The organism is Paenibacillus radicis (ex Gao et al. 2016) (assembly GCF_014641555.1).
Taxonomy (GTDB): Bacteria; Bacillota; Bacilli; order Paenibacillales; family Paenibacillaceae; genus Pristimantibacillus; species Pristimantibacillus radicis.
Window position 1 is genome coordinate 497,883 of the sequence record NZ_BMHY01000001.1, and the last position, 14,429, is coordinate 512,311.

At 50.6% G+C, this 14,429-nt stretch carries 7 protein-coding genes; 4 read left to right on the forward strand and 3 right to left on the reverse strand.

The window, feature by feature from the left end:
* Positions 1–41: 41 nt before the first annotated feature.
* Positions 42–968: an aldo/keto reductase gene (locus IEX98_RS02055; RefSeq protein ID WP_188887270.1), complete on the reverse strand. Its 927-nt coding sequence runs from the start codon at positions 966–968 to the stop codon at positions 42–44.
* Between the two features lie 152 nt (positions 969–1,120).
* On the opposite strand from IEX98_RS02055, the gene IEX98_RS02060 reads away from it, so the two are divergent.
* Complete coding sequence (locus tag IEX98_RS02060) at positions 1,121–1,540, forward strand: MerR family transcriptional regulator (protein WP_188887271.1); 420 nt, start codon at positions 1,121–1,123, stop codon at positions 1,538–1,540.
* 962 nt (positions 1,541–2,502) lie between these two features.
* On the opposite strand, the gene IEX98_RS02065 is transcribed toward IEX98_RS02060, so the two are convergent.
* On the reverse strand, positions 2,503–5,661 hold the full coding sequence (locus tag IEX98_RS02065; protein ID WP_188887272.1) for an alpha-mannosidase: 3,159 nt from the start codon (positions 5,659–5,661) through the stop codon (positions 2,503–2,505).
* Positions 5,662–5,903: 242 nt separating this feature from the next.
* Between IEX98_RS02065 and IEX98_RS02070 the strand changes: the two genes are divergently transcribed.
* The 3 genes from IEX98_RS02070 (at position 5,904) to IEX98_RS02080 (ending at position 11,060) form a co-directional block, all read left to right on the forward strand.
* On the forward strand, positions 5,904–7,535 hold the full coding sequence (locus tag IEX98_RS02070) for a response regulator (RefSeq protein WP_188887273.1): 1,632 nt from the start codon (positions 5,904–5,906) through the stop codon (positions 7,533–7,535).
* 5 nt (positions 7,536–7,540) lie between these two features.
* On the forward strand, positions 7,541–9,460 hold the full coding sequence (locus IEX98_RS02075) for a sensor histidine kinase (protein WP_229691938.1): 1,920 nt from the start codon (positions 7,541–7,543) through the stop codon (positions 9,458–9,460).
* A 70-nt stretch (positions 9,461–9,530) separates the two neighbouring features.
* Complete coding sequence (locus tag IEX98_RS02080) at positions 9,531–11,060, forward strand: extracellular solute-binding protein (RefSeq protein WP_188887274.1); 1,530 nt, start codon at positions 9,531–9,533, stop codon at positions 11,058–11,060.
* Between the two features lie 668 nt (positions 11,061–11,728).
* On the opposite strand, the gene IEX98_RS02085 is transcribed toward IEX98_RS02080, so the two are convergent.
* Positions 11,729–14,371 carry a glycoside hydrolase family 3 protein gene (locus tag IEX98_RS02085; RefSeq protein ID WP_188887275.1) on the reverse strand — a complete coding sequence of 881 codons (2,643 nt, stop codon included), beginning with the start codon at positions 14,369–14,371 and terminating at the stop codon, positions 11,729–11,731.
* Positions 14,372–14,429 lie beyond the last annotated feature (58 nt).

Sequence of the window (14,429 nt, forward strand, 5' to 3'; positions counted from 1 at the left end):
AAGCACCGAGCCCATAGGGCCGGTGCTTTTTGGTTGTTGTACTAAGGCAGCATATTGCCTGCTGCTGTGTAGATTTGGTACCACTCTTGCCGGGTCAACGGAATGTCCGAGCCTTTGCAGGAGTCTTTTAACCGTTGCAGGTTTGTCGTGCCGAGCACCACTTGGATGTTCGCCGGGTGGCGTGTAATCCAGGCAACGGCAATAGCCGTGTTGGTTACGTCATATTTGGCTGCGAGGGCGTCGATCACTTCGTTAAGCTCTGGATAGTTTTCGAGATCGCCGAGGAATGGGCCGTTGAAGAAGCCTTTTTGGAACGGCGACCATGCTTGTACAGTCATTTCTTTCAAGCGGCTGTAATCCAAAATGCTGCCGTCACGGTTAACCGATTGATCGATATTCATGTTAACGGCGATTCCAGCGTCAACTAATGGCGTATGTGCGATGCTGAATTGGAGCTGGTTAACGACGAGCTTTTGCTTCACATATTTTTGCAGCAGCTCGATTTGCGCCGGATTTTGATTGGATACGCCGAAGTAGCGTACTTTACCGCTCTTGTGCAGCTCTTCGAATGCTTCTGCCACTTCTTCCGGCTCAACAAGCGCATCCGGGCGGTGCAGCAGCAAGATATCGAGATAGTCGGTGTTCAACCGCTTCAGAATGCCGTCTGTCGATTCCAAAATATGTGCTTTGGAGAAATCGAAGTATCCTTTGCGGATGCCGCATTTGCTTTGCAAAATCATTTTTTCGCGAAGGCTTGCATTCATTTGGATCGCTTCGGCAAAATAAGACTCGCATTCCCCGTACGAAGGACCGTAAATATCGGCGTGGTCAAAAAAGTTGATTCCCTCTTCCATAGCTGTGCGGATCAGCTTCTCCGCCTCAGTCAATGACAACTGTTTGATGCGCATGAGGCCCAGAACAAGATTGGACACCTTCAGGTCGGTATTGGCAATATCAATGTATTTCATTTTTTATAATCTCCCTTCAATCGGCTTTACTTTTTCAAGATATACGATAGAGTTAACTCTAGGTCAATGCTCGATTTCAAAATTAATTAAATCTATTATTAGCGTAACCGCAAAATGACGTTTTATTACCGAGCGAAGCTGGAGGGAAAGAGATGAACTACACCATTTCGCAAGTGGCCAAAAAAACAAACTTATCGATTTATACGATTCGTTATTACGATAAAGAGGGGCTTCTGCCCTTCATAGACCGGGAGAACGGCACTAGGGTTTTCCACGAGCACGACGTCGATTGGATCGATCTGATCTGCTGTCTCAAAAATTCCGGCATGCCGATCAAAGAGATCCGCACGTTTATCAACTACTGCACCGACCATGACGCCGTTGTCGAGAAGGGGCTGGAAATTCTCATTAAGCATCGGCAAAATATAGAGCAGCAGCTCAGGGATACACAGCGTAATCTGCAAACGATCAACTACAAAATCGAGCATCTGCCGCAGATGTACAAAGAAAAATTCGCCGTCGGCGACCAGCGCAAGACTGAGCTTGGGACGAAGACAACAGAAGTGAAGTGAACAACGTGAGTGACACTGACGACTCACACATCGCACACTCTCAAGCTAGCCTCCCCCCGCTACATGATGAACAAAATGCAAAAGTGCATGCTGATGAGCCTCATAGAGTATCAAAACAGCCTTCAAAATGCAAAAGTACATTTGAAATGGCTCATATCGATTCAAACAGTGACGTTTGTCCCACTCAACCTGCACATTTACATTTTGATGCGAGAATTCATTGCTGAAATGACTTCCAACCTGTAGTTTTACATTTTGCCCAGTGAGCTGCAGCCTACAGCGAATCGGCTTCGCTATAGAACGAATCAAAATTCGCTATACGACAGCTAATTGGCGGTGAGTTCGCTGTAGCGAACTAAATTTCGCTTTTCGAGAACGCAGCTTCTCCAACAGCGAAAATCTCTTCGCTAATGCCCCAGAGCAGCTCAAATCCGCATGTTTAAACTAAAATCAGCGAATCGGTCTTCGTTAAATAGCGAAGACGCTTCGTTCCTCATTAGCATCACCAAGTTTCTGGGAGAGATCGGAAAAATCAATTGAGATAACTACCTACTACCTAGCCAATGTGCGTTACTAAAACGAATCGGTGTGGAACTAAACGAAGCGAAAGGCTCTAAGTGCCTTGTGTTTGATTTTCGCTCTGCTATGAACAGTACGAGCAGGGTGAGCGGAGCGTTTTGAGTTCAGGCTGGCATTTTGCAGATTCTATCCATTATTCATCGTGAAAGCGATGGGGCTATGGAATCAAGAACGACAGCATGAACCAAAACGCGCAGCGACCCCGGGGCATGATGCATACAAATAGCAAACGACAGCATGAACCAAAACGCGCAGCGACCCCGGGGCATGGTGCATTTGAAGAGTAGAGTGAACTCGCAGCCAGCGGCACATACGAAAATAAAAGCTGTCGAGACTCTCTCGACAGCTCCCCGAGCACAATGCCCGGCTTTTTTCCGCAACGCTTAAGCGTAAACCTTCACAGTCTTAATCTCAAAAGGACGGAAATCAAGCGCAACCGAATTTCCGTTCACCGCAAGCTCTTCCTGATCCTCTTCCAGCATGTTTGCGATGACGACGCGTTTCGGCGCTTTGTCGAACGTTAGAATAGCACCTTTCACCGCCGAACGCTCCGCTTCATAGAAACGGATCACATAGGCATCATCGTCCTCAGCAGGCTTAACCGCTTCGATAATGACATTCGGAGCGTCTACAGCGAGGAAGGAATGCTCTTGTGCAGCAGCTCTTCCCCGCACCGAAAGTGCAGGCGCATTCAGCTCATAAGCCGGACGAATGACAGTTTCCGCTGCAAAGCCGCCTTCATGCGGCAGCAGCGAATAAGTAACCTCATGTATACCTGCGTCACCGCGCGGATCCGGATGGGCGCCGCCCTTGTGGAGCGTCAGCCGAATATCGGAGCCGAATACGGATACACCGTATTTGCAATCATTCAGCAGCGCTGCACCAAAGCGGTTTTCCGACAAATCCGTCCATTTATGCGCACATACCTCGAACATCGCTTGATCGTATGGCGTATTCGTATGAGTCGGACGCTCGACGTGGCCGAACTGCACCTCGTGACGGGCTTGATGAGCGAGCAAATTGACATCGAAGCCAACCTTGAGCAGCTGATGCTTCTCGCGCCATACAATAACCGTCTCGAAATCGACTTGAGCCGAATCTGAATGGAAGACCATATGCTGCGTAATCGACGACTGCCGTCCGATCTGGTATTCGCTGCGCAGGCGGAATTGCAGCGGTCCGTCGGCAACAACCTCACGAGCGACTAAGCGGGTCTGCAATTGCAGCTTGCCGAAAATATCGCGGTCGATATCCCAGTTGTCCCAAGCGCCCGGCAAGTCTTCACCCATCAGGAAAGCGTTGAGCGGATGACCGCTGCCGCGAAGCTCACGTCCGCTTGCTTTATCAACGAAGGAATCGATATAGCCGTATTTGTCAAAACGAACCACCGCATGCGGCGCATCAAGCGTGCCCGCCGTCTCGTCATAGCGGAATGGAGAAGGCCCAGCAGTCGCTTCCGTTGCTGCGTTTGTTAACTCGAATACGCGGGAACCGATAGCCGGAATGGTTGTCTCCCCGACAAGCAGCTTGTGGCTGCCGAATACGTCCGTAATCCGCTGCGAGAGAAGCGAATCGTCGGCTAGGGTTTGATCCTGGGACAGGCCATCAATAGCAATCGTGCCGTTCCGGTCCCAGCTCAGCGTATTCCAAACCGTTACTGCATTCTCATCAACGGCTCCCGATCCAGCTCCCGTAAGCAGCTCAGTTGTCGCCTTCTCAGCATCGAGGATGACTTGGCCAACCTCTGCAATCGCCCGGTCATGAACCTCTGGAATCGAGGTGCCTGGCAAAATGTCATGGAACTGGTTAATAAGCAGCAGCTCATAAAGCGAAGCCAGACGCTCCTTATCAATACGGCCGCCTCGCGTGCCGCTGATCGATTCAACAAGCTCCAAGTTGCGGAGGGCAAATTCGGCTTTCCGGTTGTTGCGCTTAATCTGATGAATTTGCGTCAGCGTTCCGCGGTGGCCTTCGAAATAAAGCTCGCCCACATGCAGAGGAGGGTTCACCGAGTTTGCCTCCAAATCTTGCATGAAGCGGCTTGCCGTCGTATGCTCGGTTTTTGGTACGCCTTCCAGATCGGCTGAGCGTCTAGCCATTTCGATCATTTCGTATTGCGGCCCGCCGCCGCCGTCCCCGAATCCGTACGATACGAGCCGGCTGTCGTTAACGCGCTTGTGGGCAATCGCATTATGCGGAGCGTAGACGCGATCGATCAGCGTTGCGGCATCCGGCCAGCAGTGGATCGTATTAAAGTGGGTGAGCACCTTCGTGCCGTCCAATCCCTGCCAGTAGAACGTGTCGTATGGGAAATGATTTGTATCATTCCAAGAAAGCTTCGTCGTCAAGAAGTAACGGACTTCCGTTCCCGCCATAATTTGCGGAATTGCGGCGCTGTAGCCAAACGTATCGGGCAGCCAGAATACATCTGCCGTATAGTTGAAATGTTTGCGGGTATAGCGCTGTCCGACGAGAAATTGACGGATCAGCGACTCGCCGGATACGAGGTTGCAGTCGCTTTCGATCCAGACGCCGCCGTTGATTTCCCAGCGTCCTTCGGCAATCCGCTGCTTCATGCCTTCGAAAATTTCCGGATAATGACGGCGCATCAGCTCGGCGTGAAAAGCTGAGCTTTGAATGAATGTATATTCCGGATACTGCTCCATCAAGCTCAGTACATTCGCATAGGTCCGCGCGCATTTGCGTATCGTTTCGTCACGCGTCCACAACCATGCGGTATCCATATGAGAGTGGCCGATGATACCGGTTTTTGGCGCCGATTCACCTGTTTTCCGTTCCAGCAGCGGTTTCATCAATTCTCTTGCTTGACGCAACGGAGCGCGCCACACCTCTTCGGGCACCTCACTCGGTGATTGCGAGAGAATCGGGAACAGCTCCAGAAGTGTATTTTCGATTTTGGCCCGGCGGAACGGATCGACTGCTCCTGAGCCCGCCACTTGCTGAAGCGTGCGCAGATCGAAGACAAAATCCTTTACGTCCTCGCGGCAGAGCATCACATCGATAGACGTGTAGACGCGATTGTAGCGCTGTTCGCCAGAGAAGTTCGCTTCGCTGACTTGATAAGGCTGCGTTCCGACGCACGGATGTCCTGCGTAAGCCTCAAAGGCCAGTTCGAAACCGGTACCCTCTTGAGCCTCTTTCGTCAGCAGCAGCGTATGGTGATTGCCGCGGTTGGCCGCTTCTTTCGGATGCGTGAAGATGCCGCTTGGTTTGCGATTCACCCAGAAGAAGGTTTCCACGCCGTCCGTCTCTGCCCGAATATATAGCTTGCGACCGTGCAGTTCCTTGGGTACGATGTAATGGCCTTTAAACCAGGCGGAGCCCCATTCTTTGCCCCATTGCAGTCCGGCTTTGGCCGGGCGCCAGCCTTCGTTGCCCTCGGGAACCTGGTAGCGATGCTCGTCCGTTTCGAAAAATACGGTTTCGACTTCGCCGGCTTTTTCGAAAATGAGCTCGGTATAGATCTCGTCGAGCTTTTTCAATTTGCCAAGCGTTTTGTTTATGTGATTGGCATGGATCATCGTTATTAACAGCTCCTTTTGATGGCATATTTCCTTATGTTCATTTTAGAGGGGAGGACGCGGCTGATCTACGGGGAAAAAGTAAACTTTCGAGGGCATATCGACCTTTTTACGGAAACCGGTTTATACCTGCCCTATAAAATTGTGAAATAACCCCGTGCAATCTAAAACAGAGTCGGTTAGTATGGAGATAGAGTGGATGATTGGTGCAATAAAAAGATGCCGGCAGGAGAGGTGAAAGCATGCTGACAGCTCTTATAGTGGATGATGAATTCGAGATTCGCGAAGGTTTACGCAAGCGCTTTCCATGGGATAAATTCGGCATTAATCAAGTGCTTGTAGCCGATGATGGCGATTCTGCGCTGCGGCTGGCGCTCGACCAGAGGCCGGACCTGATTTTGACCGATATAAAAATGAACCGAATGTCCGGGCTAGAATTTCTGCGTTCATTGGAGCCGTATGAAGATTACAAGCCAGAGACGATTGTCGTCAGCGGTTATGACGATTTTGAACTTGCCAAGCAAGCGCTCCAAATTGGAGTGCTCGACTATATTTTAAAGCCGATTAATCTCGATGAGCTGGACGGGGTGGTCAGCCGGATTACCGATCATATTTACGAACAACGGGTGGAGCGGCAGCATGAACAGCAGTTGTTCAACCAGATGCGGTTTGCCATTCCGAAAATGCGCGAGGATCTGCTCCGGGAAATGTTCGAGCTGCCGTTCGATCCGCATCGAGAGGCCCGGCAGCGCCACCGGCTGCAGTCGCTGAATCTGGAATGGATGTCCCAGCACCAGATGATGCTGCTAGTCGTAGAAGCCGATGATTTGAAGGCGATCGAAAACCGCCGATTGAAGGATAAGGAATTGGTGCTGTTCGGCATCGGCAACGTTGTGAATCAGACGCTGGAGGAAGAATATCCGTATCCGTTCGCAATCAGCACGGACCGGTGCAGCCGCTGGGTCGTTATGCTGGGGTGCATGCGGCAGGAGCATGCCAAGCTGGCGAGCGGAATTGCACAGCTGTGCATTCAGCGGATCAACGAATTCGTTAAAGTAAAGGCGAGCGCAGGCATGCGCACAACGCCGGGCGGTCTGGAGCATTTGCATGACATGTTCGTCGCTGCATCCGACGTATTGGAGCGGAAGGCGCTGTTTGGCGGCAATCGTCTCTTTACCGAGCTGTGGCAGGATCAAGAAGGAGAATGCGACAATTTGTCGCTGCGTGAGCCCGACGAGGTGCTGGACATGGTCAAATACGGCTCCGACGAGGATATCTCGGCGGCGATGGACCATTTTATTGAAATGGTGCAGGCTTGGCGCCTCTCTCAACTGAAGGATATTCAACAGGAAATCTTTCAGTGGCTGTTCGAAATATTCCGCAAAGCGGCGTCCTCAGGCGTCCCGAATAAACGGTGGGGAAGTAATCCAATTGCCGTGTGGGAGCTTCTGGAGCAATATGATACGCTGCAATCGCTAAAGGAGCAGACCGAGCGGTTTCTGCTCGATATCGCAGCCGATTTCCGCACCGTATCGGCGATGCCGAGTCAAATTGTGTGTGAAGCGGAGAGGCTGATGCACAACAACTATGCCGACAGCTTGACGCTGCATAGCGTCGCTAGCGCGGTCCATGTTACGCCGGTATGGCTCAGCAAGCTGTTTAAGAAAGAGAAACGGATGACGTTTCTCGAATATTTGACCAATATCCGGATTGAGAAAGCGAAGGAGATGCTGGGGGACATTCAATTCAAGGTGTACCAGATTTCCTATCAGGTCGGCTACAAGGATCCCGTCCACTTCTCGAAGCTGTTTAAGAAGCAGGTGGGCTGTACGCCGAAGGAATATCGCAGGCAGAAGGGAATTGCGGAGGAATAGCAGGAATGGGAGGGCCGGTCGCTCGAGGCAGCTTACACGCTGTATTTGAGGGATTCGGCCTTTCGCGTTCCATTTATCCGTATCAATTGGCCGTTTCGGCAGTCGGAGCGTGGACGATGCAGTTGTTGAAAAGAGGTTCCTTAAGGTTGGCGACATCGTTTCGGAACCGGATGATTTTTATTTTTTTTCTCATTATAATCGTACCTTTTCTATTGTTCGCCTATTATTCGCATATTAAATCCATTGAGGGTATTTCGAACACAAATACGAAAATGACGATGGGCTATTTGCTTCAAGCGAAAAAAAGCTTCGAGCTTTATTTGTACAAACTCAACGATCAGGTCAACGATCTGATCGGCAATAAGCAACTGCAGGATTTGCTTGTAAAGGAACCGGAAAATGCCGCCGCTGAGGAGACCTTTGCCGTCAGTATGCTTGCGTTGCTGTATCAGAATACGCCTACGATCGATGCGTTCCGAGTCAAGATTTACCCGATCCGGCCAGCTGCTTATCCAACCTATTTAAGTACGATCGGCGAATCGATACAAATTGAGGAACGCTATTGGTTTCAACGATCCAGAGCAACGATCAGTCCAACCTGGTATTTGTCGATGCCAAGGCAAGGCGCTTATGAGAAGCCTCTGCTTTCTTACGTAAAGCGGTTCACCGGACTGTATGACCGCAGGCCGCGGGGCATTATCGCGACAGATTTGTCGGATGATTATTTGGCCCGGTATTTTTCCCCTTCCGCGCAATTGAAGGATCAGAAGATGCTGCTGCTTAATGAAGACGGCATGATTTATTATGACTCGTCAGCCAATGAATGGACAGGCCAGAAGTTTCCTTCTCCATCCTATATCAAATTTGTCGCATCTGCGGATCAAGGATCACAAGCGGTGACGATCGACGGGCAAACTTATCTTGCTACTTTCGTTAAGCTCGACAGCCAGCCATGGGCGATGGCAAGTCTAACGCCGCTGCAAGAGCTGACGGGAACGATTGACCAAATCAACCGGATGCTCGTCATCTTTCTCATTCTTTATCTGATTAGCTGCATCGGCGTTATTTTCTACATTACCTCCCGCTATACGCAGCCGATCGCCCATCTGGTCCGGCTGATGAGAAGGCTGGAGACGGATAATATGCAGCATTTGATCCCAAATTCCTCCAGGCAGGATGAAATCGGCTGGCTGTACAGCGGGGTTGCCAACATGGTCAAGCAAATTGAGGGGCTTGTAGAGGAGGCCTCGCAAGCGGAACGTAAGAAGAAGGTGCTGGAGTTCCAAGTGCTCAGCCATCAGATCAATCCGCATTTTCTGTACAATACGTTGGAGTCTATCCGCTGGAAAGCAGAAAATCACGGCCGCAGCGATATTAGCGAAATGGTGTCGGCGCTTGGCAATTTACTCCGGCTGAGCTTGAACCAGGGGAAAGAAATTACGACGCTCAGACGCGAGATCGAGCAGGTAAAGGCCTACGTCATGATTGAACAAGCGCGTATGGGCCAACAGGTGCGTATTCTCTACTCCTTCGATGAAGAGCTGCTTGACTTGCCGTTTTTACGGCTGCTGCTGCAGCCTTTAGTTGAAAACGCGATTCAACATAGCGTACGGGATGATTTTCAGAAGGGTAAAATTATCATTTCGGCAAAAAGGGAAGACCAGGATATCATTCTCTCTATCGCTGATAACGGTAAAGGCATACCGGCAGCCGTCGTTGAGGAGCTTCAGAAGGAGCATACGCCGGGAAGCTCCGTTGCGCCGGGCGTAAGAAGAGGAGTAGGGTTGCGCAATGTGAATGAGCGGTTGAAAATTTACTTCGGAGATGCTTATAAGCTGATGATTGAGACGGCTCCCGGCGCCGGAACGACGATTACATTGATGCATCCTGTACTGCAAGACGGTGAGGAATTAAATGCGCGTTGAGACAAGCCGGGCCATAAGCCGCAACTGCCGTCGTTTTATAATCAAATTATCCACCTGGAAGGATGGTTCTATGAACCGACTTGTCGCAAAGCTGCTTTTGCTCGCGACTGCAATGCTAGTATTGTTTAGCACTGCGGCTTGTGGAAGCGGAAATCAAGATGAATCTGCCCATAACGGTAATAAAAACGGTTCAGAGCTAGAGAAGGAAATCACGCTGAAATTTTATTTTGGCGGGGAAAAGAAGGCGGCTACCGATGAGATATGGTCGGAAGTGAGCCGATATGTCAAAAAGCAAGGGCTTAACGTTAAATTTGACATCAACTTCATCCCTTTCAGCGAATATAAGGAAAAGATGCTGGCTATGGCAGCTGCCGGTGATACCTGGGATATGAACTTCGATGCCGATTGGCTGTCTTATAAGCTGATTGCAGCGAAAGGTTCCTATATGGCGCTTAATGAGCTTCTCCCGAAATACGCGCCTAACCTGCTTCGCAAGTATAAGGAGCAGGGGACGCTTTCAGCGGCAACCGTAAACGGGCAAATCGTTGGACTGCCTTGGACGATGAAAATGAATGAGCGCAAATTCGCCGGCTGGAGAGTTGATCTCGCCGAGAAGGCGGGCCTGTCCATTGAGCCCGATTCCATTCAGACGATTGAAGACGTTGACTGGCTGCTTCGGGAGCTGAAGAAAGCCTATCCGAATGAGAAGCTTAACCGGACGCCGCCTTTGTCTTTGTTTTTTTCAAGGGAAGAATGGGTCGATATTAACTTTCACGGCTTGGGCTTCTATTTAAATGACCCTGAGATTAAGGTGCGGGCTGTTGAACAGCAGCCGTTTTATCTCGAATCCGCAAAGCTGTCGAAGGTTTGGTACGACGACAGACTTATTAACCGTGATGCTATTATTGACAAAGGAGACGCGTCGCTGCAGTGGAAAAACGGCAAATCGATGTTTACGATTACGTCTCATGAATGGGCGAATGCCGATCCCGGCTTTGTCGATCCGACCTATAAGCAAGGCATGTCGCTTCTATATCCGGACAAAAAGTTTGTCAACCGGTCATCGATTGCGAATGTGGTAGCCATTAACCGAAATTCCAAAAATCCTGATCGGGTGCTGCGGTTTCTCGATATGCTGGAAACCGACCGGACGCTGTACGATCTTGTGCTGTATGGGATTGAGGGCAAGACCTACTTGCTCAACGGAGAGGCTGCCGATTATCCCGAGGGCATGCAAACCTCATCCAGCAACTATATGGAGTGGGGAGGCCAATGGGCATTCTGGAAGCCGCAATTTATGCGCCCGACATCAACCTACGGCGAAAACTTCTGGGTGAAGGAAGAGGAATTCGCCAACGAACCGATCAATGTAACCTCGCCTCTTGACGGTTTGTTCATAGCAGAAGACGGCATGGAGGATGAACTGGCGAGGCGTGACCAGCTTGGCGAAGAGTACGGCAGGTCCATTGAGTATGGAACCGTTGTAGATGTAGAGCAGTCAGTAAAGGAATATATCGAGCTGAATAAGAACAACGGACTCTCCAAAATTTTAGCCAGAACACAAGCCATTGTTGACGAGTATCTAGCATCCAAACGCTAACACATCCAAGAGAAGTCAAAGAAATGACTCATTGCTTTGGCTTCTTTTTTTTTGCATCTTTATCTGTCTGCCGGCCAACGTTTGATAGGGATAGGGATAGGGATAGGGATCGCATACCCGTCACAGGCAGCAGACTGGATTTATTGAAACTGCATCAAAATGCAAAAATACATTTTGATATACCTCAAACGTGCTCAAAATACTACTCAAAATGTAAAAGTACATTTTAAATCCTTCATATTTCCTCAATTATGCGTTTTCGGGCCAATCAAAATGCACTTTTGCATTTTGAGGTCAAATATCACCTAAATAATGGATATCAACGTGTATAAATGCATTTTGATTTGTTCCAGCTAACAGCAAACTAAACTCGTAGAATCACATGTAGGTATAACAGAGGCTAAATGTGACTGATAGCGGTAGGGTGAGCGGAGCGTTTTGAGTTCATTCTGACATTTTGAAGATTCTATCCATTGATAATCGCGATAGTGATGGAGGAATGGAAACAAGAACGGCAGCATGAACCAAAACGCGCAGCGACCCCGGGCTTTGCTATGCACTTGCAGAAATAAAAACAAAGGGTACAACCCGCCATCGTTGGATGGAAGGCTGTACCCTTTTTCACGTTGCATTCTAGTTCAGCTTTATATGATCGCCTTTTTCTTGCATCAAATAGCGATAAAATCAACCGATAATGCAATGTTGTCCGAGCTCGGCCCGACGAGCGCTTTGAACGTGCCCGGCTCGACAACCCAATTTAATTCGCGGTTCAGAACGCTTAAATCCTTCGGCGTCAGCGTGAAGGTAATGGTCGTCGTTTCCCCAGCTTTCAAATGAACTCTGCGGAAATGCTTGAGTTCCTTCTCAGGACGGGCGACGGTGCTGAACACGTCGTTGACATACAGCTGAACGACTTCGTCGCCTGCCAGAGTGCCTGTGTTCGTCAATTGAACAGTGACGATGGCATTCTCGCCGGGAGCGATCGTTGTAGATTGGATAGCGATGCTGTCATAGCAGAAGGTCGTATAGCTTAACCCGTGGCCGAATGCGTAGAGCGGACGATTGTCGCCGCCGACATAATGCTTCTGTCCGCCGCGGCGCCGGTTGTAATAGACCGGAATTTGGCCGATCGTCTTCGGAAAGGACATCGGGAGCCGGCCAGCCGGATTGTAGTCCCCGAAGAGCACTTCAGCGATTGCTTGACCGCCGCGTTCACCCGGATACCAAGCTTCGATGATAGCCGGTACATGCTCCGATTCCCAGCCCAGCGTAATTGGTCTGCCGTTCTGCAGAACGAGCACAACAGGTGTTCCTGTTTCATGAATCGCTTTGAGCAGCTTCTGTTGATCCCCAGACAGATCCAGGCTATTCCGGTCGACACCCTCCCCGCAAGTGCGTTCTGAATCGCCAAGGCATACGACGGCGACGTCAGCTTTGCGGGCAAGCTCGACGGCTTCTTGAATACTTTCCTCTGCATGACTCCAGCCTAGTACGATCTCTACACCGTTCGTATCCTTCCAATATTCGACGCGCAGATCGTATTCCTGTCCAGCGGTCAATTCGACCGGCACGCTTTGATTGGAGCTCTTGTCCTTGCCCCAGCCGTCAATGAGCAGTTCGCCGTCTAGCCACAAGCGCATACTGTCCTGGCTTATCGTTCCAATAAAGCCCGCTACATTCATATTCGGAACAAGCTTGCCTGTCCAGCGAACGGTAAAGTTCATGCTTTCAATCGCTTGGGCAGGTTTCGTAATGACCCAATTGTAGTCGATGTAAGGATCAATACGTTCTACCACCGGCGTTCCGCTCAGCTCTGCATTGTTAAAGTATTGGGCAAGCAGGCCAGGATTGCCTTTGCCGTCCGTAAAGCTGCCGATCGGAATCGCCTCTAATTCATCTTGCAGAATGCCGGTTCCTTTGGCATACAGCACCTTTGTTTTGGAGCTGACGGCAGACTTGATCCCTTTCAGTACGGTCGTCGGCTCGAAGCCTTCGATGAACGGCGTATAGTCGCCAAGACGTGCCTGATTGGCGCTTGGTCCAATGACCGCGATCGTGGACAAGGTCTTCGCAAGCGGCAGCGTCTTGTTCTCGTTCTTCAGCAGCACAATGCCTTCTCTAGCCGTCTGCAGCGCCGTTTCGCTATGCTTGGCGCAGCGCACAACCTTCTGCGGAAGCGAAGGATCAGCATAGGGGCGTTCGAACAATCCGAGCATAAATTTGACTTTCAGCACGCGTCCGGCGGCAGTGTCGATCGTATCGATGCCAATTTCGCCCTCCTGGACCATCTCGATAATGGCTTGCTGGTATACATCATGCGGGTAGTCATAATATTGCATATCCGTGCCGGCAACCAGTGCCTGGCGGATGGCGTCTTTACCGGATTCGGCCGTGTAATGAGCGTGCTCCAGACGGGCGATTGCACCCAGATCGGAGCGGACAAAGCCTGGCATATTCCATTTGTCGCGAAGCACGCCGGTCAGCAGACTGTAGTCCGCCGAACAAGGCACTCCGTCGATAGAGTTGTAGGAGCACATGGCATTGATAGCACCAGCCTCGACGAAGGCTGCTTCAAATACCGGCATATGATAGGACCAAATGTCATTGAGGCCAATGACGACCGGCGAATGGTTCAATCCCGATTCGGGAATGCCGTGAACGGCAAAATGCTTCGGTTCCGCAATAATATTTTTACCGGAGGACAGATCGTCGCCCTGCAAGCCTTGAATCATGGCAACAGCCATCCGGCTGGCCAGATGAGTGTCTTCGCCGTACGTTTCCTCGACGCGTCCCCAGCGCGGCTCGCGGGCAAGATCGAGAACAGGGCCAAACGTTTCATGGATGCCATGGCTGCGGGTTTCGGCGGCAATGCCTTCGCCGATTTGACGGGCAAGCTCCGGGTTCCAGGTCGAAGCCGTCGTAATGGCATGCGGATAGATCGTAAAGCCGGGACGAAGCAAGCCGTGCAGCGCTTCTTCGCTGAATAGAATAGGAATGCCGAGGCGCGTTTCCTCTACAGCGTATTTTTGCAAGGCGTTGTTTGTTTCCACGGTTCCGTACAAATCATGGATGCAGCCAATGCCGTCCTCACCGATAACCGATTTGACGCGATCCCACAAAATTTCTGCATCATCGGCCATAACGGTCATCATCCGGGGATGGGCCGCGCTCATGAATGAGGCGCCAAAGTATTGGTCGAGCTGGCGAACCTTTTCCTTCAACGTCATCCGTCCGAGCAAATCTCCAACCCGGGATTCGATGTCAGCCTTCGGGTCCTTATAGACTTCGTTTGTCGTTTCCGTTTGCGTCATTCCAATCGCGCCTCCCTGAAATGAATGCGTTTTCGTCCAGGACGCCGCATTCTATATG

Coding starts and splice junctions, on each gene's coding strand:
- IEX98_RS02055 (WP_188887270.1), bottom strand. CDS start 968: ATGAAATACATTGATATTGCCAATACCGACCTGAAGGTGTCCAATCTT.
- IEX98_RS02060 (WP_188887271.1), top strand. CDS start 1,121: ATGAACTACACCATTTCGCAAGTGGCCAAAAAAACAAACTTATCGATT.
- IEX98_RS02065 (WP_188887272.1), bottom strand. CDS start 5,661: ATGATCCATGCCAATCACATAAACAAAACGCTTGGCAAATTGAAAAAG.
- IEX98_RS02070 (WP_188887273.1), top strand. CDS start 5,904: ATGCTGACAGCTCTTATAGTGGATGATGAATTCGAGATTCGCGAAGGT.
- IEX98_RS02075 (WP_229691938.1), top strand. CDS start 7,541: ATGGGAGGGCCGGTCGCTCGAGGCAGCTTACACGCTGTATTTGAGGGA.
- IEX98_RS02080 (WP_188887274.1), top strand. CDS start 9,531: ATGAACCGACTTGTCGCAAAGCTGCTTTTGCTCGCGACTGCAATGCTA.
- IEX98_RS02085 (WP_188887275.1), bottom strand. CDS start 14,371: ATGACGCAAACGGAAACGACAAACGAAGTCTATAAGGACCCGAAGGCT.